Origin of the sequence: Neobacillus mesonae, from assembly GCF_023715155.1 — a bacterium.
In the GTDB taxonomy this organism is placed as follows: Bacteria; Bacillota; Bacilli; order Bacillales; family Cytobacillaceae; genus Neobacillus; species Neobacillus mesonae_A.
In genome coordinates this window covers 24,578-49,784 of the sequence record NZ_JAMBNQ010000019.1, presented here as the reverse complement: position 1 = coordinate 49,784, position 25,207 = coordinate 24,578, and the positions used below count along the sequence as shown (strand labels likewise).

Genomic DNA, 25,207 nt, shown 5'->3' with positions numbered 1-25,207 from the left:
AGGAAGATTTATTTTTTCTTTTTCTTGTTTCTTTTGGAGTTTTTATCTGTACTAATTTGATTTACTTTTTTCTTTTTTTCGTCCTTTGGTTCATTCGTAGTCTTCAGTTCTTTTAATGTCTTCAGTTCATTCTTTATATCTAAAATATCGCTGGCTATTTTGGCAAGTTGTTCTTTGATCATACTGAAGTCCGCTTCATTCGGATTATTTCCTAAAACAGGCTTTTCCTTTTGTCCTTCCACTGGAGCCGCAGGATTTGAAGGACCAATTGCTGGTTCTGCTCCAAAGCCTAATTGGCTGATCCCTTGGAAAATTCCCATTAATGGATCCATTGAAGGCGCACCCATTCCCCCTTGAAGCCCCATATCAGGGGACATTACTTCAGGGGTATCACTTGGTTTTATGTGTTCCGGTTTTGAGTTGGTACCCTCAGGCTTTGGCTGGCTGTTCCCGCCTTGGCCGATTTCCTGGACAGAATTCATGAGCGAATCATTTGATAATAGATTTGTAGCCATTCTCATAATCGAGCCGAAATCAAATGAGTTTTCGTTTTTAAATAGATTATTGGCTAAGTTCATGACAGCATCTTGGTTGGGTGTATTTTCGTTATTTTCATTTATTTTATGATCCTCGATTTTTTTATCTTTACTTTCATCCTTATGGTTCTTTTTATCCTTTCCCATTATTTTACCCTCCTTCTTTTTAACCCCGTTAATTGTCTAGAATATGATATAAAAATGAATTCGGTGTGTATTTATTTAGCAAACAAAAAATTTGCCCTGGAAGACACGGCTTCCAGGACGGCAGCATTAAATACTTAATTGGATAAGGGATTAAGCCCCCAACAAAGTACGAATGGCTTGTAATAGCGGAGTAGCAGCAGAATGCATTTGCAGCTGAGATGCAAAAAGTAAGGCAACCAACAATACCACCACAATCATAAATACAAAAATATTAAACATCTTGATATCCGACTCCTCTCATCTTTAAGAATAAAGACCTTTTCAAGAAATATAGTATGTTTACATCCCGGACAAGCGAGGACGTTTGTCCTAATACTGAAAAAAAGGGCATTTATCCTTCCCTTATAAGATGTAATCGAAGAATAGGCTTTTCTTAAAAAAATGGAAATATCCATCGAAACTGGATATTTGCCTTTACAAAAAGACAATCACTTGAATTAACTATAGGAGGCGGTACGAATTTTCATGAATGAATAGAATTATAGGAAAAAATGGCTGGCAGTTAATTTATGGCCAAAACCAAAACCTATATTCCAACATATAATGTGGAAAGGGGGAAAATTATGGATACCGTTCAATTGGAAAAATGGATAAAAAAGATTAAAGTGACAAATTTGATGAATGCGGATGTAGAAGTGGTGAACAAGTCACCATTAAAAATGATTGGAAAAGGACGGCAGGGAGCTGTATTTCATTATAATGATGATATTTGTGTGAAGGTTTTTGGAAACCAGGAAGATTGTGACCGGGAGCATTATGCACTTTCTCTTGGCCAGCATACAAATCTTTTTCCAAAAGTTCACGCAAAAGGCAAACTCTATATCGCAATGGATTTTGTGAGAGGTGTCGACCTAAGGGAATACTTGCAATCACAGCCGCTGACCGAGGAGCTTTCCGATAAATTAATTAAAATGTTAATCGTGTTCAAAGAAATTGGATATGAACGGATTGACCACCATAAACGGCAGATTTATTTACAGGAGGATGGGAGCTTAAAGGTAATTGATGTAGCGAGGACGGTTTGGCGTGACCGGGTTTATCCTTACCCTAGGAAATTATTAAATTCTTTAGGGGATGAAAATAAAGCCATTTTTCTATCGCATGTACAAGCACTGTCACCAGAGTTATATAAGGAATGGGAACATTACATGCACATGGAAGAATTATCCCGTCAAATCTATCAAGTAGTCCTAAATGAAACAACAGATCCAGAAAAGAAAAAACAAAATAAGAAGGAACTGAAAGCTGAGAGTAAAAAGTTATTGACAAGGGATGACGAACAAAATTACGTGACCTTATTGGAAGGTTTAATGCACAAGGTGTTTAAGGAAGAATGGATAAAAACGATGCTTGCACGTGGAGCAGATCCTGATGCAGTGAAAGAAGAAATCGATAAATATTGGGATGAGCGCGAATTAGAGGCTCTGGGCCAGTCAGGAAAAACCACTACAACAACGGCAACAACTACAACAAATACAAAAACTACTAATAAACAGGAACACCAGCGCAGATTTACCGGATCTGGTGATAATATCAGCCGAGTCAAGGAGAGTAAAAAAGTAAAGTCTGATAAAAAATCTAAGTCCAAATCCAAAGATGAACAAAAGGTAAAAGGAAAGGATAAGAAAACAGGCGGCCGCAAACAGTATTCCGGCGGCAAAAGGAGATAATTTTAAAGAATAATAATATCTGAGGAGGAGCTTAAAAGTGAGAGGTGATTCTAGTATGAAAGTGCTTGTCATCTGGCGCTTACTCACCGTTGGTGGAGTAAATGCCGGCTGGCGGAACCGTGCAATCTATTTTAAAAAATATGGCATTGAAACGGAGTTCCTGTATACGACAGATCATGGCGGCCTTCATATCATGCAAGACGTTGCGAAAGTCTACTTAACAAGAGATGATGAAGAAATTATCAATATTATTAAGCAAAATAAGTATGATGCTATTATTGTCGTGGATACAAAAGCAGCTTACAAGTGGATTCGAAAGGCTCAATTTAAAGGCCCCGTTATTATAGAAGCCCGTACACCAGAGCTAATCAAACTAACACCCCATTTAAAAACCTTTAAAAGGATCGAACCGCAGCTAATAATTGTCCCCTCGAAATATCAAAAAAGATTAGTTTCTATCCTGGTTGAGGATATCCCCATTCAAGTGATTTACAATGGAGTCGATACCTCTTTTTTCCATGCACTTTCACCAGACGAAGTGGATTTCCAAAGTGAACCGATCCTGCCTAAGGATAAGAAAATTATTGGATGGATTGGAAGAGTTGACAAACGTAAAAATTGGCCAATGCTAGTCGAGGTTGCCAAAAAGATTAAAAGTGAGCGCTCGGATATTGAAATTTGGTTAATCGGCGGGGCTCAAAGTGTTCAGCGGGAGGATTTTTCTGCAGTGTGGAAAGAGGAGCAGCTGGGGGATATCATTAAATGGTTTCCCGTTATTCCTTATCAGCAAATGCCCCATGTTCTGGCAAAAATTCGTCAGTCAGGCGGCTGTACATTAGCGACAACGAAATCGGAATCCTTCGGGAATACCTTCATTGAATCCATGATTTGCGGTGTTCCGGTTGTGGCCTCAAACATCATGCCAATCAATGAAATTGTCATGAACGGTCAAACTGGTTTGTTATATCGCGGGCAAAATGTTGATGATGCAGTGAAACAGCTATACAGCATTCTCGATGATCCAGAGTTACATCAGCAAATGTCAAAGGCGGCCATTCAACGGGTGGAGGAAAATTTTGCTATTGAGGTTGTCGCAAATCAATATGTGGAACTTTTGAAAAAGGTTGTTCCGGTTGACAAGGATAACCGTGGGGAGGGGGATACACCATCATGAACCCCGTTTCTTATAAACAAAAGCTGGAAGGAAAATCAAATGCCCATTTGATTACTTTTGATGATGGGAAAGATTATGTCGTAAAGTTTTTCCAGGATGGATTTGAAAAATCATTGCCGAACGAATGGGTCAGTTACTGCCTTGGCAGGTATCTTGGTCTTCCGATTCCATTCGGCAAGATCATTGATATTCCTAAGGAATTTTCAGCCCAAGTGCCTGAACTTGCGGATATGAGCGATGTACCCTATCAATTTGTTTCAGAATATATCCCTGATTGCTTAAATGGACATCAGGCCTCAAATATTTGCCGAATTAATAATCAACAAACTCTGGCAGGGATTATTTTATTTGATTATTGGCTGTATAACCGTGATCGGACCAGGAAGAATATCCTTCTTAGGGAGGAAAATGAGCACGCTTTTCGATTATGGGTGATTGACCATGCTGAAGTATTTGGCGGCTATGCATGGGAACAGGCGGAAATTGAGAATTTACCCGCAGACATAATAAAAAGTGCCACACATCAATTGATGGCCTTATTTATTGAAAATGAGCAAGACTTCTTTGAGCAATTGGAATTAATTCAAACTATTCCAATCCTTTTAATTGAAGAGATTGTCACTCTTATCCCTGATGAATGGAATGTTTCTAAAGAGGAAAAAAAGGCAATGGTTACGGCATTGGTAACAAGACGTACGAAAGAACTGCCGGACATTATGAAAAGATTTATTAAAACCGTTTACCGGCCCTTGAATGAATGCATGAAAAACCTGAATAACTTAAAGAACTTAAAGAACTCCCGATTTTAATAAATGGGGAGTTCTTAAACAAGTATTAACAGGGGGACTTAGACTGTGAACCTATTTATGATGGAAACGGGTGGCAAATAGGTGCCCGTCGTGACCGTGGGTTGTCCTTATGCATATAAAAGAGAGTAAAGAGTAATGAAAGGGGGGATTTTATGAAAGTCCGAAAGGCCATCATTCCAGCCGCCGGCCTTGGAACTCGATTTTTACCGGCAACGAAAGCACAGCCAAAAGAAATGCTGCCAATTGTTGATAAACCAACCATTCAATATATTGTAGAAGAAGCGGTTGCTTCTGGAATTGAAGAAATCATAATGGTAATCGGCAGAGGGAAGAGGTCAATTGAGGACCACTTTGATAAATCCTATGAGCTGGAAGATACACTATTAAAAAAGAAAAAATTAGAAGTTTTAGAGGAAGTTCAAAAAATATCAGATTTAGTGAAAATCTACTATGTACGGCAAAAAGAGCCAAAAGGATTAGGGGATGCAATCCTTTGTGCAAAAAGCTTTATTGGTGATGAACCATTTGCGGTTCTGTTGGGTGACGATATCGTGTTGAATGATGTTCCTTGTTTAAAACAGCTGTTAGACATTTTCGACCATTATCAGAGTTCAATCGTAGCAGTTCAGGGGGTTCCGGAAAAAGATGTTCATAAATATGGAATAATCAAACCAAAAGGGGAAATGAAGGAAGCAAATGTAACGACCATTTCTGCTTTGGTAGAAAAGCCAAAAAAAGAGGAAGCTCCATCCAACTTAGCAATCATGGGCCGATATATCCTGATGCCGGAAATTTTTGAGATTTTAGAGCGGATTCCAATTGGACAAGGCAACGAACTTCAGTTAACCGATGCGATTAGCGAACTAAACAATCACCAGAACGTTCTCGCCTATACTTTTCAAGGAAAGCGCTACGATATTGGCGACAAAATCGGCTATATCCAGGCAACTATCGACATTGCCCTGGCAAGACCTGATACAAAAGAAGCGGTTATCAATCATTTGATACAAACAAAGGAAAAGTGGTATCAGGCACCATAAAGAGGCATTTTAGCCAAATTGTCTGTCAGAAATGGACAATTTGGCTAAAATAGTTTGGCAAAAGTCGGCTTTTCATACATAATGATTTTAGTAATATTCCTCGGGAAAGCGCAGGATCAGACATTTCTCGATGATGAGTGTCGGAATGAAGCGGAATTTGAATAGGTGTTATATAATAGTTGCAAAACACTAGTGATATCATAAAATATTAGATTAGCAGGAAGGATAGTATAGAATGGGGAAGAACGTGATTGTCTATACGACAAATGATTGTATCGAATGTACGATGGTAAAAAAGGTCCTTTCAGAGGAAGGAATTGAATTTGAGACAAGGGATATTTCCATTCATCCTGAATTTCAAAAAGAAGTGGAGAAATATGGATTTTTAGGTGTTCCTGTAACGGTTGTTGAAAATCGTGCCGTTAAAGGATTTACGAATGAGTTGAAGGAATTAATGGAACTGGCAAAAAACGATTAAAAAGTCAGAATACCTCCACATTGTTTTTAGGGAAATATCTGAACATTTGCTATGAATTCCTTTACTTCTCATGAACAAGGGAGTATGATGAACTTAATTTAATACCGTTCAATCTACTAGGGGTGCCTTTTAACAGGCTGAGAGAAAACCTTGAGTTTTTAACCCTTCGGACCTGATCTGGATAATACCAGCGTAGGAAAGTAGCAATAAGAAATCATTTTATTCTCATGCTAACAAGCCAGGTCCTGATTGGATCTGGTTTTTTATTTTTATAAAAAAGGGAGAGATCACCTTGGATCAAGACAATGTAAGTGAATTGCTGCGAAAGGTAAGAATGGAAAATCCTCTTGTACATAACATTACCAATACTGTTGTAACGAATTTCACCGCAAATGGATTGCTGGCTCTCGGGGCGTCGCCGGTTATGGCTAATGCTCCTGAAGAAACGGCAGATATGGCTAAAATTGCCCGCTCATTAGTATTAAATATTGGCACGTTAACGGTACAAACGGTTGAAGCTATGATTCTAGCTGGTAAAAGTGCGAATGAACATCATATTCCGGTCATTTTCGACCCTGTTGGTGCCGGGGCCACTCCATTTCGTACGGAAAGTGCCAGAAAAATCCTCTCAAATGTAAATGTTTCCGTTATCCGTGGGAATGCAGCAGAAATTGCTAATGTAATAGGAAAACAATGGGAAATTAGGGGTGTCGATGCAGGAGCACAGGCAGGAAATGTAATGAATTTGGCTGTAACAGCTGCACGGCAATTGAATTGTCATGTGGTCATTACCGGAAAAGAAGATATCGCGACAGATGGGAATACAACGTATGTCGTAGAAAACGGCCATCCGCTTTTAACCAAAGTAACGGGTACTGGATGTCTGTTAACATCTGTGATTGGAGCGTTTGCCGGTGTGGAACAGGATGTTTTAAAAGCAGCTGTGGCAGCGTTAACTTTTTATGGTGTTGCTGCGGAAAAAGCTGCTGACAAAACAGCACATATGGGTCCTGGCAGTTTCCAAATAGAATTTTTAAATCAATTATCACTCGTTTCTGATGAAGAGATTCAGCAAGCAGGTTCTTTTAAAAAATATTTGGGCTAAATCAAAAAATTATCAGCGATAAATAGAAAAGGAGACGATTTTGATGAGAAAAGCATTAACGATTGCGGGTTCCGATTCGGGCGGCGGTGCAGGAATACAGGCAGACCTTAAAACATTTCAAGAATTAGAGGTCTTCGGAATGTCCGCACTGACAGCAGTAACAGCGCAAAATACATTAGGTGTTCATGGTGTTTATCCTATGACACCTGAAGCTGTCATTAGCCAGATTCAAGCTATAGGCGATGATATGGGTACCGATGCGATCAAAACAGGCATGCTTTTTAATGCAGAAATTATTGAAGCAGTTGCAGGCCAAATCAAAAAATATAAATGGGAAACTATCGTCGTTGACCCAGTCATGATTGCTAAAGGCGGCGCATCCTTACTTCAGAATGAGGCAATTTCAGCCTTAAAAAAATTCTTACTGCCGCATGCTTTAGTCATCACACCGAACATACCGGAAGCAGAAGTTTTAACAGGGATGACCATTCATACCGCTCATGAAAAACAAGAAGCAGCTAAAAAATTATTCGAACTGGGTGTAAAAAATATCATCATCAAAGGCGGCCATGATGAGGACCCTGCTGAATCTACTGATTTATTATTTGACGGCAGCGAATTTTACACTTTTACCAGCAGGCGGATGAACACGAAAAATACCCATGGTACCGGATGTACGTTCTCGGCTGCCATTACAGCAGAGCTGGCAAAAGGAGTCAATATCTATGATGCTGTTGTGACCGGAAAAGGATTTATCCAGGCAGCGATTGAAGATCAAATCGATATCGGTCATGGCCACGGACCAACCAACCATTCGGCTTATAGAAAAAGAAATATGGTAAAGGAGCATGCTGGAAGATGACCAATTTAAAAGAAGCTGTAAAAGTGTATTTTATCATGGGCAGTCAAAACTGCCTTAAACCGCCGGCAGAAGTGTTAGAAGAGGCCATCAAAGGCGGCATTACTTTTTTCCAGTTTCGTGAAAAAGGGGAAGGGGCATTAACAGGGCAGGCTAAATATCAGCTCGCTAAGGAGCTCAAGCATATTTGTCAAAGGCATCAGATTCCGTTCATTGTCAATGATGATCTTGAACTGGCTCTTGAACTCAATGCAGATGGGGTCCATATTGGCCAGGAGGATGAGCCAGTCCAAAAGGTACGTGAAAAAATAAGAGGCAAAATCCTTGGGGTTTCTGTACACACATTGGAAGAAGCGATTTTGGCAAAACAAGCAGGCGCAGATTACTTCGGAATCGGTCCGGTTTTTCCAACCGCCACGAAGAAAGATGCTAAACCATCGCAAGGGACAAAACTGATTGAAACATTGCGTGCAGAAGGATTTACCATTCCTATCGTGGGAATTGGCGGGATTACCAGTGAAAATACTGCCGGTGTCATCAAAGCCGGGGCAGATGGTGTTTCCGTTATTTCCGCTATCAGCCATGCAGCATCTCCTATGGAAGCAGCAAAGGCCTTAAGAATGGAGGCAGAGCGAAATGAGGAAAACATATAAACTGACGCTGACGGCAATGATAATTGCCATCGGCACCGTATCCAGCAGCATGGTGGCGATTCCGATTGGTTTTACTAAGGTATTTCCAGTACAGCATTTCTTGAATGTCTTGTCAGCAGTTCTATTAGGTCCCGTTTATGCTGTGGCGCAGGCTTTTTGTGTTTCATTGTTGCGAAACTTAATGGGGACGGGCTCCATTTTTGCTTTTCCCGGCAGTATGGCAGGTGCATTACTCGCGGCCCTCATTTTTGCAAAAACAAAGAAAATCTATCATGCGGTAATCGGTGAGGTTATCGGGACAGGAATCATTGGGGCGATTCTATGTTATCCGATTGCCACCTTATTTTTAGGGCAAAAAGCCACACTATTTGGGTTCATTCCATTATTTATTTTTAGCTCATTTGCAGGAGCCCTGCTTGGATTTATTATGTTAGTTGTTTTTCTAAGAAAAAAAGTGGTGCATGTTGATGCGGCAAATGATGTTCAAGTTTTAAAAACTAAATAAAATTTCTTCGTTTTAATGGAAAGGGGGAAAATAAATGGATCAGCTTAAAGAAAAAATTTCACAGCAGGTGGAAGAAAGAAAAGCGGAGCTGATAGAACTGATACGTAAATTTATTTCATTTCCAACCGTCAGTCCGCCGGCTAGAAATACCAATGCCATTCAGGAATTTATGAAAGGTACCATTGAGGAAATGGGCTTTAAAACCGATCAATGGGAAGTGTACCCCGGAGATTCGAACGTCATCGGCATTCTCCATGGAGAAGCGTCAGACGAGTATAACAGCTTAATTGTTAATGGTCATGTTGATGTCGCCGAGGTTGGAGATGAAAAAGAATGGGATTCATCACCATTTGAAGCTAGAATCAAAGATTCCTATCTTTATGGACGGGGCACAGCCGATATGAAAAGCGGCTTAGCTGCATCGATTTTCGCTGTTAAACTGCTCCAGGACCTCGGGGTTACCCTAAAGGGAGACCTTCAGATTCAGTCAGTTATCGGGGAAGAAGCGGGTGAGGCTGGAACGCTTGCGTGTACGGAAAAAGGGTATCATGCGGACTATGCAGTTGTAGTGGATACGAGTGATTTACATATACAAGGACAAGGCGGAGTGATTACCGGCTGGATCACCATCGAAAGCAAGGAAACACATCATGACGGGATTAGAAGGAAAATGATTCATGCAGGCGGAGGCGTAAAGGGAGCCAGCACCATTGAAAAAATGATGAAGATAATCTCCGGGCTGCAGGATCTTGAGCGTCATTGGGCCGTTACCAAGAGCTATGAGGGATTTCCACCTGGATCGAATACGATTAATCCTGCTGTCATTGAAGGCGGCCGTCATGCAGCATTTGTTGCCGACCGCTGTGCACTTTGGATAACGGTTCATTTTTATCCGAATGAAGATTATCAAACGGTTATTAAGGAAATAGAGGAGCATATTCTCGCAGTTGCAGCGGCGGATCCCTGGCTTCGTGAAAATCCGCCGCAATTTAAGTGGGGCGGGAAATCGATGATTGTGGACAGGGGTGAAATTTTTCCATCATTAGAATTAGACATCGACCATCCAGGTATCCATCATTTAATCAGCTCTTATGAAAAATGCTTGGGACAATCTCCTGAAGTTGGGATGTCATCGACGGTCACAGATGCCGGATGGCTCGGTGAGGCAGGAATTCCAACCGTTATTTTTGGGCCGGGAAAATTAGAAGATGCCCATGCTGTGAATGAAAAAGTAGAAATCCAGCAGCTCCTGGACTTTACCAAAGTGATGGCTATGTTTATTGCAAAATGGTGCAATACAAGAAAAGCGTAATCGCCTTCGGAACAAGCACAGCTTGTTCCTGCGATGATTATTCTTATTAGCCTTCCTTAGTGGTCAGCCTAAAGGCTCGGAAATGTTCTTCTGCCCCTAAAGCTCTTTTTGATTTTTAGAGCTGAAGGTTATTTGACCTCGAGGGGCGTGGCTGCTTGTGCTGAACAATTCTTAAGGTCAAAAACATACAAATTCTGAAATTAAAAAAGGGGGAGCAGGAAGATGAAATTTTCCCAAAGACTTTTTGAAAATGTGCAGGGTATATGGGAAAAAACTCACCAGCATCCATTTGTGGCAGGGTTAGGAACGGGCGAGCTGCCTGTTGAGTCATTTATCCGTTATATGAAGCAGGATTATGTCTATTTAATTGATTATTCCAAAATGTTTGCGTTAGGTGCAGTGAAAGCGACGGACGTAGAAACGATGGCCGCATTTGCAAAATTGCTTGATGAGACACTAAACGGCGAAATGGACCTCCACCGCCAATATGCCGGGCGGTTTGGTATCACCACTCAAGAGCTGGAAGAGACGAAACCGATGCCGAATAATTTAGCGTACACAAGTTATATGTTAAAGGTTGCTCAAAACGGTTCACTTGAAGAATTGATTTCGGCGCTTCTCCCATGCATGTGGAGTTATTGGGAGATTGGGAAACTGCTTGCAGAGACTTATCCAAATTCCATTGACCATCCCATGTATGGCGAATGGGTAAAGATGTATTCTTCAGATGAATATGGAGCGTTAGCATTGTGGCTGATAGATATTTTGGATCGGTTAACGGATGGGAAACCGGAGCGGGAATTAGCTGTTTTAGAAGAGCATTTTCTGACCACTTCACGATTTGAATATATGTTCTGGGATATGGCATATGAGGGGGGCGATTGGACTGTTTAGCTCGTCCATGCTGGCCATCAACGAATTAACATATGCTTTTCAAGGGACGGCGCCGATTTTTGAAAATATTAATCTTCGTGTTGCCCCAGGAGAATTTGTGTCTGTAATTGGTCCAAGCGGATCTGGAAAAAGCACCTTGTTCAAATTAATTACCGGCCTTCTTGCACCAGACAAGGGAGAAATCGGTATCAATGGAGAAATATCCGGAGAGCGTTTAGGAAAAGTAGGCTATATGCCGCAAAAAGACCTGCTGCTCCCTTGGAGAACCGTTTTGGACAATGTCATGCTTCCATTAGAAGTGGAGGGGAAGAAAGGCAATCTGGCTGAGATTCATGAATGGTTTTCGCGGTTTGGTCTTAAGGGATATGAAAATGCTTTTCCGGATGAACTGTCTGGCGGGATGAGACAGCGGGCAGCGTTTTTAAGAACGATTATGACAGGGAAAGAGCTTCTTTTGCTGGATGAACCGTTCGGGGCACTGGATGCTATGACCAAGCGGAATATGCACACCTGGTTATTAGGGTTATGGGAGGATTTACAAAAAACCGTTTTGTTTATTACCCATGATTTAGAGGAAGCAATTCTATTAAGTGATAGAATCTATCTTTTAGGTGATGCCCATGTTCGTGAATGGAAAGTGAATCTTCCAAGACCAAGGAATTCCGACCAAATCTATCAACCAGAGTTTATCGAATTAAGAAAAGAATTGGAGCGGCTGATTCATCATGAAAATTAAATGGAAAAAGTGGACAAGTGATTACGGCTTATTTGTCCTGGTAGTGATTGGTTTTGTCGCTATTTGGGAATGGATTGTGCAGGCCGGGGGAGTCCCATCCTTTATTTTGCCTTCTCCTTCTTCTATTTGGGAGGCACTGCTGAAAAATAAGGACCTTCTTTTTGGTGTTCATTTACCAGCAACCTTTTGGGAAGTCTTGATTGGATTTGGAATCTCTTTAATTGGCGGTCTTCTGTTTGGAGTGGGGATGCATTTTTTCCGAACGTTAGAAAAAATACTCTATCCATTCCTAGTCATCTCCCAAACAGTGCCATTGATTGCCATCTCGCCCATCTTTATTTTATGGTTCGGTTATACCATTTGGAGCAAAGTCGCTGTTACCTTCTTAATCGCCTTTTTTCCAATTGTCGTAAGTACCTATGACGGGCTTAAGGCAGGAGGGGATGAATACCGTGAATTGCTGAGAACCATGGGGGCAGGCCGGTGGATGGTGTTTAAAAAGGTTCAAGTGCCGATGGCTCTGCCTTCTATTTTATCTGGTCTAAAGATGTCTGTTGTATACAGTGTCACTGGGGCAACAATCGGTGAATGGCTTGGAGCAAGCGAGGGATTGGGATATTTCAGCCGGCGGATGTCCGGAAATCTCCAGGCAGACTCTGTGTTTGCTGCCATCTTCCTATTATCGTTGATGGGAATTATTTTATTTTTATTCATTCGTTTAATAGAAAAGCGGTTATTGAAAAATTTAGCGCGGGGCCGGTAAATCTTCGGTCTGTTACATCATTTATTTTTACTTCAATAAGAGGGAGTTCTTTCAATGAAAAAAATGCTGTTTATTGTTTTTAGCTTATGTTTAGTTGTACTGGGAGCATGTGGAAAAGAAGAGACCAATCCATCATCGGATAAAGATAAGGGGCTTCAAAAAGTAAGCCTTATGCTTGATTGGTATCCAAATGCGGTTCATTCATTTCTTTTTACAGCGGACGAAAAAGGGTATTTTAAGGAGCAGGGCTTGGATGTTGATATTGAAATGCCAGCGGATACCAATGACCCGTTAAGACTGGTGGCAGCTGGAAAAATTGACATGGCGATGAGCTATCAGCCAGAGGTGCTGGTTGCCCGTGGAGAAGATATTCCAGTCCAATCTTTTTCCGCTATTGTGCGTCATCCGTTAAATCAAGTAATGGTACCTAAAGAGGGGACGATTAAATCTCCAAAAGACCTGGCTGGAAAAACTGTCGGCTATCCGTCAATCCCGCTTGATGAAGCGATTATTGATACAATGGTGAATGCGGACGGAGGCGATACCAAGAAGGTTAAGATGGTTGATGTAGGCTGGGATTTGATTCCGGCAATGGCAACGAAAAAGACGGATGCCTTAATTGGCGGATATATCAATCATGAGAAACTATTACTCGATAAAGAAGGCCACCCAATGCGGACACTGAACCCGGCAGATTATGGTGTACCGGATTATTATGAATTAGTCATGGTCGGCAGTGAAAAAGGATTGAAAGAAAAACCTGACGTATATAAAAAATTTATCACGGCCATGACAAAAGGACAAAAATATGTAGAAGCCCATCCAGGGGAAGGACTATCCATCCTTTTGAAACACGAAGAAAAATCATCGCCACTTGAAAAAGATATTGAAACGAAAAGCTTAGACATCCTTTTACCATTAATGGATGCCAAAGACAAACCATTCGGTTACCAAGATCCAGAAACATGGAAGAAAGTTGGAGAATGGCTGAAAGACAATAAAGTCATTGACCAAAAAGTAAATGCTGCTGATGCGTTTGTTAATTTTAAATAAGAGATAAGAAAAGCGCAAGTGCCTTGGTCAGCCTCAGGCATAGCAAATAACCTTCGGCTCTTAAAGCCTATGGTTATTTGACCTCGAGGGGCTAGTCGCTTGAGCTGGACAATTTTAAGGTCAAAAATTTTATCCTTTTTTACTAATAAAAAAACAGAGGTGCGAAAACCGTTTCGCACCTCTGTTACTTTTTCTGACTATGAGAATGGTCAAGGCAGGAGCCCATCCAAAGGCGCTTATGCTTTTCTATTAAGCACTAACTGACATATCCTCTTTTTTCGTTTTACCTTCTATTGCTGGATGAAATTCCTTTTCCATTTTAGAAACAACTACTGTTGCAACACCGTTTCCGATTAAGTTTGTAATCGCACGTGCCTCCGACATGAAGCGGTCAACCCCAATTAATAAGGCAATACCTTCAACTGGAATAACCGGGAAGGCTGAAAGGGTAGCTGCAAGGGTAATGAAACCAGAGCCTGTAACACCTGCTGCCCCTTTAGAAGTCAGCATTAGAATACCCATTAATGTGATTTGATGCCAAATCGTAATGTCTACATTATATGCTTGTGCAATGAATAGGGCTGCCATTGAAAGGTAAATGGCTGTACCATCCAGGTTAAAGGAATAACCAGTAGGTACAACTAGACCGACAACTGATTTAGAGCACCCGTATTTTTCTAAACGTTCCATCATTCTTGGCAGTGCTGATTCAGATGAAGAAGTTCCGAGAACTAATAGAATTTCTTCCTTAATATAATTGATGAATTTTAAGATATTAAAGCCGTAAAGTTTCGCTACTGCACCTAGGACAAACACGATGAACAGGAACATGGTGAGATAAACACTGCCCATTAATTTTCCTAGTGATAAGAGTGAACCAAGACCAAAGTTACCGATGGTATAGGCCATCGCGCCGGAAGCTGCAATAGGTGAAAACTTCATGACAATATTGACAATCTTGAAAAATATCTCTGTTAATTGTTCAAATAATTGGACAACCGGTTTTCCTTTTTCCCCGAAAGAAGCGAGTGCAATACCAAATAATACAGAGAAGAAAAGGATTGGAAGAAGATCGCCTTTAGCCATCGCCCCGACAAAGTTATCCGGAATCACGTTAAGAATAAAATCGATTGCTCCATGGCTTGATTCTTTTGCAGCAGTTGTATATTGCGAAATATCGCTCGCTTTTGCACCAGAAGTATTAAACCCGGAACCTGGTTTGATGACATTTACAACAATTAAGCCAATCGCCAGGGCAAAAGTGGTAATAATCTCAAAATAGATCAGTGCTTTACCGCCAATGCGCCCAACCTTTTTTAAATCTCCCATGTTACCGATTCCAATAACAATCGTAAAGAAAACGATTGGAGCAATCACCATTTTAATTAGTTTGATAAAAATATCTGCTAAGAATTTTAATTCAGCCCCAAATTTCGGAAAAAGAAATCCAATCAGGATTCCTAGAATAATCCCGCAGAGCACTTGGACGGTTAGATTTTTAAAATTAATCTTCATCTCTCATTCCCCTTTGTTTTAAAGTTGATAACGGTTTCAACAAAATTTCTTATCCCTTGAGAAAATAATAATTAAAATTCAGATAACATTGTTATTTTGGTCATATTGTTCTTATTGTTCTTATTGTTATATAACAAAGACGTGAAACAAAACGGAAGTAATGGTACAGTTCATTCAAGGTTGTGAGAATTAGCTGTATTTTATAAAATATAAGAGGATTTATAAGTAGAGATGGGGGCAAAAGATGTTTCCGATAAGAGTCATATTAGTAGAAGATGATCCAATGGTCAGAGAAGTTCACCGTCAGTTTATTGAAAGAATAGAGGGATTTACCATCATTGGGACAGCTTCAAATGGAGAGGAAGGAATTAGACTGGCTCGTGAATTAAAGCCAGATCTCGCTATCATTGATTTATACATGCCGCATTTGGGGGGAGTGGAAATGCTGAGGGAGATTCGTTCTGAGGCATTATCCGTTGATGTCATTGCCATTACCGCTGCAAATGATGTTGATACTATCCATCAAGTGCTTCAGCAGGGAGCCATGGATTACATCATTAAACCGTTCACTTTTGAACGGATCAAAAAGTCGCTGGAGAATTATAAATTATTCCAGATAAAATTTTCTGAAAAGGAATCCATTGCACAGGATGATTTAGACGAAATTATTTTTAAACATGAAAAAGAAGAGATAGAGGATGAGCAGTTACCGAAGGGCCTTAATTCCAATACATTGACAAAAGTGACGATGTTTATTTCAAAACAGATTAAACCGGTGTCTGCGGAAGAGGTAGCGGAAAGTATTGGAATAGCGCGTATCACAGCACGCAGGTACCTGGATTATTTAGAAAAAGAAGGAAAAGTGGAGCTCCACATTCAATATGGCGGGGTGGGAAGACCTGTTAACCGGTATGCCATGAAGTAAGGCGGCAATTCTTCAGGAGGAATAGTGTGGTGGGGCAGAATGAATTTACTAGAATTAAAACCTATAGATTTACGTTAAAAACGACCATTATCATGCTGGTATTGATGGTGGTTGTGTTGGCATTGCTTGTTTCCGATTTATTAATAACCAATTGGCTTTCAGACGGGATAGAAAAAAGCCAGGCTGAAAAAGCCTCCAATATAGCTCGGATTACAGCCCGTTCTCCAATTGTGATAAATGGCCTCACCCATCATGTGGATGAAAACGAAATTCAAACCTTTACAAGTGAAATAAAACGTGTAACCGGGGTTAATTTTGTAGTGGTCATGGATATGAAAGGAATCCGCAAATCCCATCCTAACGAGAAAGAAATTGGAAAGCATTTCGTTGGTGGAGATGAGGGACCGGTTTTAAATGGAAAAGAACATGTTTCGATTGCCAGGGGAACATTGGGGATGTCGTTACGGGCATTTACACCTGTATATGACAAGCAGCATAAACAAGTTGGCGCTGTAGCTGTAGGAATCTCGTTGGAACAGGTCAATAAAGCCATTGGGAAAGGCAGAATGAATATTTATGTCGGTGTAGGAGTCGGTTTAATCGTAGGAATTCTCGGTGCTCTTTATTTGGCAAGAAAAGTGAAACAAATTTTATTTGGCCTGGAGCCGAAAGAGATTGCAAAATTGTTAGAAGAACGAAGCGCCATCCTTCAATCGACAAAAGAAGGAATTTTAGCGGTGGACCAGACAGGAATGATTACACTTGTAAATACGGAAGGAATCCGGTTTTTTCATCAAGCAGGTTTTAACGGCTCGCCGATTGGAAAAGAAATTAAAGAATACATGCCAAATTTTCAGCTTGATACGGTTTTCGGACAAGGAGAATCCTTATTAGACCAGGAACACGAACTAAATGGGATCACCATTATCGCAAACACGGTACCGGTGAAAGTAAATGAAACCCTTGTCGGAGCAGTAACGACTTTCCGGGAAAAAACAGAAATCAAAATACTTGCCGAACAGCTCACCGGAGTCAAGCTCTATGCCGAAGCCCTAAGGACTCAGGCACATGAATTTCGAAATAAATTGCATGCCATTTCCGGGTTAATTCAAATGAAAGATTATGAGATGGTTTCTTCTTACATTGCAAAGGTTGCGGACCAGCAGCGAAACGATCTTGAATTTGTCGTCAGCCGTTTTAAAGATCCTGTTTTGGCAGGATTTATTTTAGGAAAACTCAGCTATGCAAGGGAAAAGGGCTGTGAATTTGTGATTGAAGGGGATGGAAGTATTCCTAAACCTGAAAGACAGGAAATCATCCATGAAATGATCACGATTCTTGGAAATTTAATCGATAACGCTTTGGATTCAGTCAAAGATCGGCCGGTAAAAAAAGTGACTCTGCGATTTGATTTTTATAAAGATATTCTTGTACTGGAAGTACATGATACGGGGGGCGGAATTGCCAAAGAGATGGAGAAGCAAATCTTTATCAAAGGTATTTCCACAAAGGGCCCTAATCGCGGGCAAGGATTATATTTGGTACAGCAAAGCATAGAAAGAGTGAAGGGAGACATTGAAGTCTATTCGAAAGAGGGAAGCGGGACGACCTTTATTGTGACCATCCCTTATAAAAACGACAAATAATCAGGACGGGTAATCATGTTCATCAGATAAGCTGAAATTTTCGGATTCGGCTTTCTTTTTTTATTCAAAAAATTAATGATGGCACTTGAATTGCGGATGCCGACCCCGTGGCCATAGTATTTGTCGTCACCAAAATAAACCACGTTTTCAGCACGCCAATGGGGTTGTTTTGGGTCAAAATCAGGATTATTAAAGTGAAGGACGTCACCTGGCAAATAATCGTCACCATATTTTTGATGAATCGGGAGATCATCGTCGAATTGCCAGTCCATCAGGTACAGTCTGGTGAAAAGGTAATCAAACCGCTTGCTGCCAATTGAGTAGAGGGTGGCAATATAGAAAATAATGGCGATGGCGGTTGAACATTCGAAGGCATAAAGTTTTCCGTTATTGATAATGTCAAGAATAGCAGTGGATGGGCTGGCATTTTGTTTGAGAAGAAATCCGCCATTACTCAGCCGGTCCCAGTACTTTTTATTTGGGAAGGAATAGGTGAAGGTTGTAAATTTCACTCCGCTGCTATTTAATTCCCGGGCCGCTTTCATGATATGGGAGCGGAAGGCAAGTTCAAATTTTAAATGCTGGATAGAGGGGTATTGATAGACCTGCTGGTAGGCGGCCATTTGTTTGATAATGGTTTGATGCTGAGATTCGGTAATTTGATCAAAAAGGTCTTCCGGTTTGATAATCAGATAGTTTATTCTTATCATGATTTAACCTCCACATGGAAAATAATTCCTCGATACAGAATATGTTTTTACTGAAGGTTTTATTATCTAATGCGAAATCTTAAGACTCATTAGGAGGGTCATTTTATCATCCATGAAGGAACATGCTATAATAGGTTCATCATTCAAAGGGAAGGGTGTACGATTTATGACAACCGAAGCACCTCAAACGGAACAAATTCAGTATCTGCCGCCAAAGGGCGATTATGAAACATTTCGGGATGAGGATCACTTGAAAGAAAAGCTGAAGGAGTGGGGTCTTTCTGCTGCGAAAAAGGAATTTTGGTATAAGGATCGAAATGTTCAGCAGCTTGTTTCCATTAAAGGATACGAAATTTATGGGAATACTGGAGACTTCAATACGGTCATCATTGAATTTTCGGATGGGAAGCTCAGCAGCATTCACCCAGCCTTTTTAAAAGAGATGCAGCAGTCAAGTTTCGGAAAAGAAAGCCTGATTTCTGCTGCAGCTGATAAAGAAAGCAAGGGAGCAGCTTCAGGTAAGGCCGAAACGAAAACGGTTGATTCGGAACCGAAAGAAAAACCGGAGAGCCAAAAAAGTGATTCCAAGTCTGCAAAGGCCTCTAAATCGAAACCGCAAAAGCCGAAGAAGGAAAAGGTGGAGCTGCCAGCAGATAAGGTCCACTTTACTGCTAAAGTAAAACAATTTGCCCTCACCTATAATCCGTTTAATGAGGAAAATGATGAGGTAGTTGTGCTGGAAAATGTGCACATCATTCAAGAGCCGCCGCTTGAACTTGGGCTTGCCTGGTGCAGCCATAGCAAAACATTGAAAAAACTTGAGCTTGAAACCGGAATGGATCTTGAATTTGATGGGAAGGTTGTGGCGAAGAAGCTGGCGAAAGGAAAAGATGTGGAGGAAGAATTTTTAGTTGCAGATCCTGTATTGTATAAAATCAACAATCCATCTAAAATTGCGAAAAAATAACTGGGGCTTAAGAAAGAGTCCCAGTCAGATTGTCGAGAAAGTGTATTTTTCTCGGCAATTTTTCACTTTATCTGAATAGATTTAAAGATTGTCCCTGCTAACTACCAACTGAACAGCTTATTTCACTAAAATTAATATCAAGACCGAGTCAGGCTGTCGAAAAACTTTCGATAGTCTTTTATTTTATACGGGCCGCCGCGTTAATAAAAAGAAGAGTCCTAGTTTTTCAATGCGGAAAATAAATTTCTAGTCTGTCTTTTCCATTTCTAAAAATAAAATAATCTTGAAAATCGGTACTAATTGAAGAAGTTTGATAATCATTGAGCATGATTTGGACGGCTGGACCGTTTTCTTTAATGAAAACTAATGTACGGTCTTTTACCTGAATGGCTGCAAAATGAAACCCATCCCGCTTCCATAAAAAGTCTTCATCCTGATAGTAATTTAATACAACCTGGCGATGGTGATAGTCTTCAAATATCGTTACATTTTCTAATGGTTTTTCCATATTCGTCACCTTACTCCTTTGATTATATTGTAAAATACTTGGGCAATGGAGGAGGTGACCAGAATCACATGTTTCCATTCATTTTTAAAAAATTGGTTTCATTAGCATTTTCCTCTAGTTTGGGCAGATACCTATTCCTTTTTTTAGGTAGACACATACACTATTGTGCAACCATATGAGGAGGAGATGCAGAATGGATAGACAATTTATGGGGATGCCTGGAGGGTTTCCAGGAATGGGTATGAATGTTGGAGCAGGCATGCCCGGAATGGGTGCGAATGTAGGAGCTGGTACTCCAGGTATGGACTACTATCAAGGCCATGGAGGCTATTATCCAGGTCAAGGCTATCACCACGGTCATGGAGGTTACTATCCTGGCCACGGCTATCACCACGGCCACGGAGGTTATTATCCAGGCCACGGCTACCACCACGGCCACGGAGGTTATTATCCAGGCCACGGCTATCACCACGGCCATGGAGGTTATTATCCGGGATACGGCTATCATCATGGCCAAAGCACTTTCGGCCAGGGACAATAAAATTCAATTAGCAGGGTTTTACTGCCCGGTAATGCGGGATAAAGCAAAGCTGAAAAGATTTGTATTACGAAAAAGGCAGGATTATTCCTGTCTTTTTGTATTTCTTATGGGAAAAATCCATGAATTTAGCTTATAATGGTATTTTGGTACATAATGTTCAAGGAGTATGCAGCATGAATCAAACTTTTTCGTTAAAAGATAAAACAAAGCAAATTTTCATTTTGTTAATTCCGATTTTAATTACACAGCTTGGTATGTTTTCGATGGTGTTTTTTAACACGATCATGTCCGGTAAATATAATTCCTCCGAACTTGCCGGCGTAGCAATCGGCTCATCGATTTGGAGCCCGATTTTTACTGGATTAAGCAGTATCCTGCTGGCAGTCTCGCCAATTGCAGCACAGTACTTTGGTGAGAAAAGAAGCGGTGAAGTGGCAGCCGTTGTCAGACATGGGATGTATCTGTCCCTATTTATAACCGTGATTATTCTAATCAGCGGGTTCCTTTTATTAGAGCCGCTATTAACTCAGATGGATCTCCCTTCCAGAGTGCATGAGACCGCCCGCGGTTATTTAATAGGACTTAGTTTAGGGATTTTGCCGTTATTTTTATTTAATGTCTTACGATCATTTATTTATGCATTAGGCAGAACACGAGTAGTTATGATTATCATGATTTCTTCGCTGCCTTTTAATTTGATTTTGAATTATGTATTAATTTTTGGAAAATGGGGATTTCCAGAGCTTGGAGGCTCTGGTGCAGGGTATGCAACCTCGATTACCTACTGGGTGATTTTAGCTTTTACCATTTATATTGTAAAAGCAGAAGAACCATTTCGAACTTTTCGCATTTTTACTAATTTCAAGCAATTTACGTGGATGAGATGTAAGGAAATTTTGAAAATCGGAGTGCCGATGGGGCTCTCTACTTTCTTTGAAACGAGCATGTTTGCTGTTGTCACCATATTAATTAGTAAATTTAGCGTAACAACGGTAGCGGCTTATCAATCAGCGTTAAACATTGTTACATTCCTTTATATGATTCCAATGAGCATTTCCATGGCGCTGACTGTTCTGGTAGGGTATGAAGTTGGAGCAAAGCGTTATAAAGATGCGCGGGATTACAGCTGGCTCGGAATTGTACTTGCTGTATTGACGGCCTTGGTAAGCGGATTGTTTGTAGTTGGGTTCCGTTATCAGGTTGCCGGTTTTTATTCTAATGAAACAGCAGTGATTCATTTAACCGCCTATTTTCTGATTTTTGCACTGTTCTTTCAGATTTCCGACGCAATCCAAGTAACGGCTCAAGCGGCATTAAGAGGATATAAGGATGTCAACATTGCCTTTATCATGACATTATTCGCTTATTGGGCAATTTGTCTTCCTGTTGGCTTTATCCTCGCCCATTATACCCAGCTTGGGGTCAGAGGATATTGGATTGGGTTAACGACAGGACTGCTTGCGGCAGGTATCGCATTATCCATTAGGCTCCTTTATATCCAAAAGCGGAAATTTGTTTCAGAGCAGATGAAATAGACGCAGGTTTAAGCACCCCTGCGTCTTAATTTTTTAAAATAGTTTTTTAGACTTAAAAAGCTTTAATAAGGGATTTTGATTCTTGTCAGTAATATTCAGCTCATTCATGACAAGTCTTTCTTGATTATCAGTAATCCATTTTTTTAATTCGTGTTTGTCACGACATTGTGTATAATATGTTTCCCCACCCTTACCAAGAGCATTGACAACATATCTACATGTGTTCCCCATAGTGCCCACCTTTGTAAGTGTAATATATTTATATATTGCATTATAACAGGGATTTAAAAATAGTCCATCGTAATTTTTTATCAAAATTAGACAAAATTTTTAACTCCTGCATTTAAACCTAAATTATAGAAATGCCGGTTGCTTTTACAGTGGGGATGAAAGGGTTTTTATGGTGGAATGGAGATTCTAAATTTTGGAATAAAGAATAGCCCGCCAAGCAAAAATTGGATTGTTACTTTATTAAGTGCAACAAATTAACAATCGATGGTAAATGGACATAAATTCTTGTTGATTGAAAAATTGATTTCTTGTATTTTTACCAAATTTTACATATTGTGTTTTTCAGAGAAAAAATTATTGAAGGGTTTTAAATTCGTTGAGATCAGGTGGTGAAAAGTAGATTTGGGATCAAAAACACCTGATGGATATATAAAATTTGGAAATGTCCCTGATTTATAAAGTCGATGAAGGACAAATCGGTGAAGAACCCAAAGAAAAAGTCTTTCATAAAGCCGATGAAGGACAAATCGGTGAAGAAAGCCAAAGCAAAAGTCTTTCATAAAGCCGATGAAGGACAAATCGATGAAGAAATCAAAGAAAAAGTCCTTCATAAAGCCGATGAAGGACAAATCGATGGAGAAAGCCAAAGAAAAAGTCTTTCATAAAGCCGATGAAGGACAAATCGGTGAAGAAAGCCAAAGCAAAAGTCTTTCATAAAGCCGATGAAGGACAAATCGGTGAAGAAAGCCAAAGAGTTAGTCCTTCATAAAGCGGATGAAGGACAAATCGATGGAGAAAGCCAAAGCAAAAGTCTTTCATAAAGCCGATGAAGGACAAATCGATGGAGAAAGCCAAAGAAAAAGTCCTTCATAAAGGTGATGAAGGACAAATCGGTGAAGAAATCAAAGCAAAAGTCCTTCATAAAGGTGATGAAGGACAAATCGGTGAAGAAAGCCAAAGAGTTAGTCCTTCATAAAGCGGATGAAGGACAAATCGATGGAGAAAGCCAAAGCAAAAGTCTTTCATAAAGCCGATGAAGGACAAATCGATGGAGAAACCCAAAGAAAAAGTCCTTCATAAAGGTGATGAAGGACAAATCGGTGAAGAAATCAAAGCAAAAGTCCTTCATAAAGGTGATGAAGGACAAATCGGTGAAGAAATCAAAGAAAAAGTCCTTCATAAAGGTGATGAAGGACAAATCGACATAGAAAGCCAAAGCAAAAGTCCTTCATAAAGGTGATGAAGGACAAATCGACATAGAAAGCCAAAGCAAAAGTCCTTCATAAAGGTGATGAAGGACAAATCGATGAAGAAATCAAAGAAAAAGTCCTTCATAAAGGTGATGAAGGACAAATCGGTGAAGAAACCCAAAGCAAAAGTCTTTCATAAAGCCGATGAAGGACAAATCGATGGAGAAACCCAAAGCAAAAGTCTTTCATAAGGCCGATGAAGGACAAATCGATGAAGAAACCCAAAGCAAAAGTCCTTCATAAAGCCGATGAAGGACTTATCGGTGAAGAAAGCCAAAGCAAAAGTCCTTCATAAAGCTGATCAAGGACAAATTTATCCAAGATAGTTAGATCCATTCCTTAATTTTAACTTAAGGAAACATATGTGAATTGTCTGCTAAATGAAGTATTAAAAAACATGTGATGTACAATAAGGGATTTAACTTGTTTTTCCCTTTTCGCACATCACAAGTGAACCTGTTAAGTAAATAAATATTGGCGGGCTATAAATTTAATTTTGTTCAACCTGTGTTTTCCGCTTCAAGAAAATAAACCTTAAAAACGGCGGGACGGCAAAATAGATGAAAAATAAGCGAAACAATTGATATCCAGTTACAACAGATAAATCTGCTCCCACTTCGTGTGCAAGGATGGCCATTTGGTCCATCCCGCCCGGTGCCACACCCAGAAAACTTGTGGAAGGGGTAATATCGCTAAAGTAGACGAGAAGCAGGCTTAGCCCCAAGGAACCTATAATCATGACAATTCCGCTGATCAAAGCAAGGGAAATAACCCGTGCTTTATGCTCCAGTTTCTCTGGATGCATCAGCAGCCCTATGTAGCCGCCAATTAAAAATTGTGAAAGATCCATCAGCGAAACAGGCAATGCAGGACCGTGCAGGCCTGAGATATTGGCGATGGCTGATCCTAAAATAGGCCCTAATAAAAATGGTGTAGGCAATTTCAGCTTTTTAGCAAGGAACGCAGAAACAATACAAATAACTAGTAAGAGAATAAAAATTCCGGCATGCTCCTGCAGGGTGATCATCCCGTTATTCATAAGTGTATTTGCTGAAGACGAGTGGGATGTATGTTGGAAAAATGGCCCAAAAACAAGAAAGGGCACAAAAAAGATGATCATCATCAATCTTGCCACTTGCAGAAATGTTACAGTGGTCAAATCAATCCCTTTCATTTCCTCCGCAAAAATAATCATTTGCGAAAGCCCCCCAGGAATACTGCCTGTGAGGACGGTCGGATAATCGACTCCGGTCAGTTTGGACACAAAAAAAGCAATTGCAGCACAAAAACAAACCAGCAAAACGGTCATTAGCAGCATGGACGGCAGTTCTCCTATAACAATAGTGAGTGCATCCTTGGTAAAAGACAATCCTATGGAATATCCCACAATAATTAAACCTGCATTTCGCATCCTGCTTGGCCAGTTATACCGAATCTTTCCGAATCTAGCCCCGATAAAAACCGCTGTCATCGGCCCAAGAAGCCAAGGGATAGGGGTATGCAGGGCTTGGAACACAAACCCACCAATTAATGCATAAATAAGTGCAGCAATCCATCCGATTAAATTTATATTCATTTGTTAAAC

30 protein-coding genes and 1 riboswitch are annotated in these 25,207 nt (G+C 40.3%); of the genes, 23 read left to right on the top strand and 7 right to left on the bottom strand.

The window, feature by feature from the left end:
• Positions 1–8: 8 nt before the first annotated feature.
• Together M3183_RS15810 and M3183_RS27160 are read right to left on the bottom strand one after the other, a co-directional pair.
• Positions 9–683 (bottom strand): hypothetical protein, encoded by a 675-nt coding sequence (locus tag M3183_RS15810; protein WP_251471134.1) that lies wholly within the window; start codon positions 681–683, stop codon positions 9–11.
• Positions 684–833: 150 nt separating this feature from the next.
• Positions 834–962 carry a hypothetical protein gene (locus M3183_RS27160; protein WP_285880028.1) on the bottom strand — a complete coding sequence of 43 codons (129 nt, stop codon included), beginning with the start codon at positions 960–962 and terminating at the stop codon, positions 834–836.
• A gap of 344 nt (positions 963–1,306) precedes the next feature.
• On the opposite strand from M3183_RS27160, the gene M3183_RS15805 reads away from it, so the two are divergent.
• From M3183_RS15805 to M3183_RS15740, 14 genes are all read left to right on the top strand, one after another.
• Entirely contained in the window at positions 1,307–2,413 is a 1,107-nt protein-coding gene (locus tag M3183_RS15805; protein WP_251471133.1) for a serine/threonine-protein kinase, read from the top strand.
• 37 nt (positions 2,414–2,450) lie between these two features.
• Positions 2,451–3,587 (top strand): glycosyltransferase family 4 protein, encoded by a 1,137-nt coding sequence (locus M3183_RS15800; protein ID WP_396953729.1) that lies wholly within the window; start codon positions 2,451–2,453, stop codon positions 3,585–3,587.
• Entirely contained in the window at positions 3,584–4,396 is an 813-nt protein-coding gene (locus tag M3183_RS15795) for a HipA family kinase (protein WP_251471131.1), read from the top strand. Before M3183_RS15800 ends, M3183_RS15795 begins: the two co-directional genes overlap by 4 nt.
• Before the next feature lie 152 nt (positions 4,397–4,548).
• Positions 4,549–5,436, top strand: coding sequence for a UTP--glucose-1-phosphate uridylyltransferase GalU (galU, locus tag M3183_RS15790; RefSeq protein WP_251471129.1), 888 nt, complete (start codon positions 4,549–4,551; stop codon positions 5,434–5,436).
• Between the two features lie 235 nt (positions 5,437–5,671).
• Positions 5,672–5,914, top strand: a complete 243-nt coding sequence (locus tag M3183_RS15785; protein ID WP_251471127.1) for a glutaredoxin family protein — start codon at positions 5,672–5,674, stop codon at positions 5,912–5,914.
• A 108-nt stretch (positions 5,915–6,022) separates the two neighbouring features.
• Positions 6,023–6,130, top strand: a riboswitch (TPP riboswitch).
• 118 nt (positions 6,131–6,248) lie between these two features.
• Positions 6,249–7,019 (top strand): hydroxyethylthiazole kinase, encoded by a 771-nt coding sequence (gene thiM / locus M3183_RS15780; protein ID WP_251471200.1) that lies wholly within the window; start codon positions 6,249–6,251, stop codon positions 7,017–7,019.
• A gap of 40 nt (positions 7,020–7,059) precedes the next feature.
• A complete protein-coding gene (thiD, locus tag M3183_RS15775) occupies positions 7,060–7,881 on the top strand; it encodes a bifunctional hydroxymethylpyrimidine kinase/phosphomethylpyrimidine kinase (protein WP_251471125.1) in 822 nt (273 codons plus the stop codon).
• Positions 7,878–8,531, top strand: coding sequence for a thiamine phosphate synthase (gene thiE / locus M3183_RS15770; RefSeq protein WP_251471123.1), 654 nt, complete (start codon positions 7,878–7,880; stop codon positions 8,529–8,531). Before thiD ends, thiE begins: the two co-directional genes overlap by 4 nt.
• Positions 8,515–9,036, top strand: coding sequence for an energy coupling factor transporter S component ThiW (gene thiW, locus M3183_RS15765; RefSeq protein ID WP_251471121.1), 522 nt, complete (start codon positions 8,515–8,517; stop codon positions 9,034–9,036). Before thiE ends, thiW begins: the two co-directional genes overlap by 17 nt.
• Positions 9,037–9,070: 34 nt before the next feature.
• Positions 9,071–10,348 carry an acetylornithine deacetylase gene (locus tag M3183_RS15760; RefSeq protein WP_251471115.1) on the top strand — a complete coding sequence of 426 codons (1,278 nt, stop codon included), beginning with the start codon at positions 9,071–9,073 and terminating at the stop codon, positions 10,346–10,348.
• 222 nt (positions 10,349–10,570) lie between these two features.
• On the top strand, positions 10,571–11,242 hold the full coding sequence (gene tenA, locus M3183_RS15755; protein ID WP_251471114.1) for a thiaminase II: 672 nt from the start codon (positions 10,571–10,573) through the stop codon (positions 11,240–11,242).
• A complete protein-coding gene (locus tag M3183_RS15750; protein ID WP_251471113.1) occupies positions 11,217–11,978 on the top strand; it encodes an ABC transporter ATP-binding protein in 762 nt (253 codons plus the stop codon). The genes tenA and M3183_RS15750 overlap by 26 nt, the downstream gene beginning before the upstream one ends.
• Positions 11,968–12,741, top strand: coding sequence for an ABC transporter permease (locus tag M3183_RS15745; protein WP_251471112.1), 774 nt, complete (start codon positions 11,968–11,970; stop codon positions 12,739–12,741). Before M3183_RS15750 ends, M3183_RS15745 begins: the two co-directional genes overlap by 11 nt.
• A 54-nt stretch (positions 12,742–12,795) precedes the next feature.
• Entirely contained in the window at positions 12,796–13,794 is a 999-nt protein-coding gene (locus M3183_RS15740; protein ID WP_251471111.1) for an ABC transporter substrate-binding protein, read from the top strand.
• 249 nt (positions 13,795–14,043) lie between these two features.
• Here M3183_RS15740 and M3183_RS15735 read toward each other — a convergent pair whose 3' ends face one another.
• Positions 14,044–15,309, bottom strand: a complete 1,266-nt coding sequence (locus M3183_RS15735; protein WP_251471110.1) for a dicarboxylate/amino acid:cation symporter — start codon at positions 15,307–15,309, stop codon at positions 14,044–14,046.
• Between the two features lie 244 nt (positions 15,310–15,553).
• Between M3183_RS15735 and M3183_RS15730 the strand changes: the two genes are divergently transcribed.
• Together M3183_RS15730 and dcuS are read left to right on the top strand one after the other, a co-directional pair.
• Complete coding sequence (locus M3183_RS15730; RefSeq protein ID WP_251471109.1) at positions 15,554–16,234, top strand: response regulator; 681 nt, start codon at positions 15,554–15,556, stop codon at positions 16,232–16,234.
• 92 nt (positions 16,235–16,326) lie between these two features.
• Positions 16,327–17,880: a DcuS/MalK family sensor histidine kinase gene (gene dcuS / locus M3183_RS15725; RefSeq protein WP_251471198.1), complete on the top strand. Its 1,554-nt coding sequence runs from the start codon at positions 16,327–16,329 to the stop codon at positions 17,878–17,880.
• Here the strand turns inward: dcuS and M3183_RS15720 are convergent.
• Positions 17,862–18,590 carry a protein-glutamine gamma-glutamyltransferase gene (locus M3183_RS15720; RefSeq protein ID WP_251471108.1) on the bottom strand — a complete coding sequence of 243 codons (729 nt, stop codon included), beginning with the start codon at positions 18,588–18,590 and terminating at the stop codon, positions 17,862–17,864. The two genes, dcuS and M3183_RS15720, sit on opposite strands and share 19 nt — an antisense overlap.
• A gap of 166 nt (positions 18,591–18,756) precedes the next feature.
• Between M3183_RS15720 and M3183_RS15715 the strand changes: the two genes are divergently transcribed.
• On the top strand, positions 18,757–19,557 hold the full coding sequence (locus tag M3183_RS15715; protein WP_251471107.1) for a hypothetical protein: 801 nt from the start codon (positions 18,757–18,759) through the stop codon (positions 19,555–19,557).
• A 226-nt stretch (positions 19,558–19,783) separates the two neighbouring features.
• On the opposite strand, the gene M3183_RS15710 is transcribed toward M3183_RS15715, so the two are convergent.
• Complete coding sequence (locus tag M3183_RS15710) at positions 19,784–20,065, bottom strand: hypothetical protein (RefSeq protein WP_251471106.1); 282 nt, start codon at positions 20,063–20,065, stop codon at positions 19,784–19,786.
• Between the two features lie 193 nt (positions 20,066–20,258).
• Between M3183_RS15710 and M3183_RS15705 the strand changes: the two genes are divergently transcribed.
• Both M3183_RS15705 and M3183_RS15700 read left to right on the top strand, forming a co-directional pair.
• Positions 20,259–20,606: a spore coat protein gene (locus tag M3183_RS15705; protein WP_251471105.1), complete on the top strand. Its 348-nt coding sequence runs from the start codon at positions 20,259–20,261 to the stop codon at positions 20,604–20,606.
• Positions 20,607–20,779: 173 nt separating this feature from the next.
• On the top strand, positions 20,780–22,141 hold the full coding sequence (locus M3183_RS15700; protein ID WP_251471104.1) for an MATE family efflux transporter: 1,362 nt from the start codon (positions 20,780–20,782) through the stop codon (positions 22,139–22,141).
• 33 nt (positions 22,142–22,174) lie between these two features.
• Here M3183_RS15700 and M3183_RS15695 read toward each other — a convergent pair whose 3' ends face one another.
• Positions 22,175–22,372: a hypothetical protein gene (locus M3183_RS15695; RefSeq protein WP_251471103.1), complete on the bottom strand. Its 198-nt coding sequence runs from the start codon at positions 22,370–22,372 to the stop codon at positions 22,175–22,177.
• 479 nt (positions 22,373–22,851) lie between these two features.
• Here M3183_RS15695 and M3183_RS15690 point away from each other — a divergent pair, with 479 nt between their 5' ends.
• From M3183_RS15690 to M3183_RS27150, 4 genes are all read left to right on the top strand, one after another.
• Entirely contained in the window at positions 22,852–23,037 is a 186-nt protein-coding gene (locus M3183_RS15690; RefSeq protein ID WP_251471102.1) for a hypothetical protein, read from the top strand.
• A gap of 176 nt (positions 23,038–23,213) precedes the next feature.
• Positions 23,214–23,348, top strand: a complete 135-nt coding sequence (locus M3183_RS27155) for a hypothetical protein (RefSeq protein ID WP_285880015.1) — start codon at positions 23,214–23,216, stop codon at positions 23,346–23,348.
• Between the two features lie 72 nt (positions 23,349–23,420).
• Entirely contained in the window at positions 23,421–23,606 is a 186-nt protein-coding gene (locus M3183_RS15685; RefSeq protein ID WP_251471101.1) for a hypothetical protein, read from the top strand.
• A gap of 72 nt (positions 23,607–23,678) precedes the next feature.
• Positions 23,679–23,813: a hypothetical protein gene (locus M3183_RS27150; RefSeq protein ID WP_285880013.1), complete on the top strand. Its 135-nt coding sequence runs from the start codon at positions 23,679–23,681 to the stop codon at positions 23,811–23,813.
• Between the two features lie 299 nt (positions 23,814–24,112).
• On the opposite strand, the gene M3183_RS15680 is transcribed toward M3183_RS27150, so the two are convergent.
• Positions 24,113–25,198, bottom strand: a complete 1,086-nt coding sequence (locus M3183_RS15680) for an AbrB family transcriptional regulator (protein ID WP_251471100.1) — start codon at positions 25,196–25,198, stop codon at positions 24,113–24,115.
• Between the last annotated feature and the right edge of the window lie 9 nt (positions 25,199–25,207).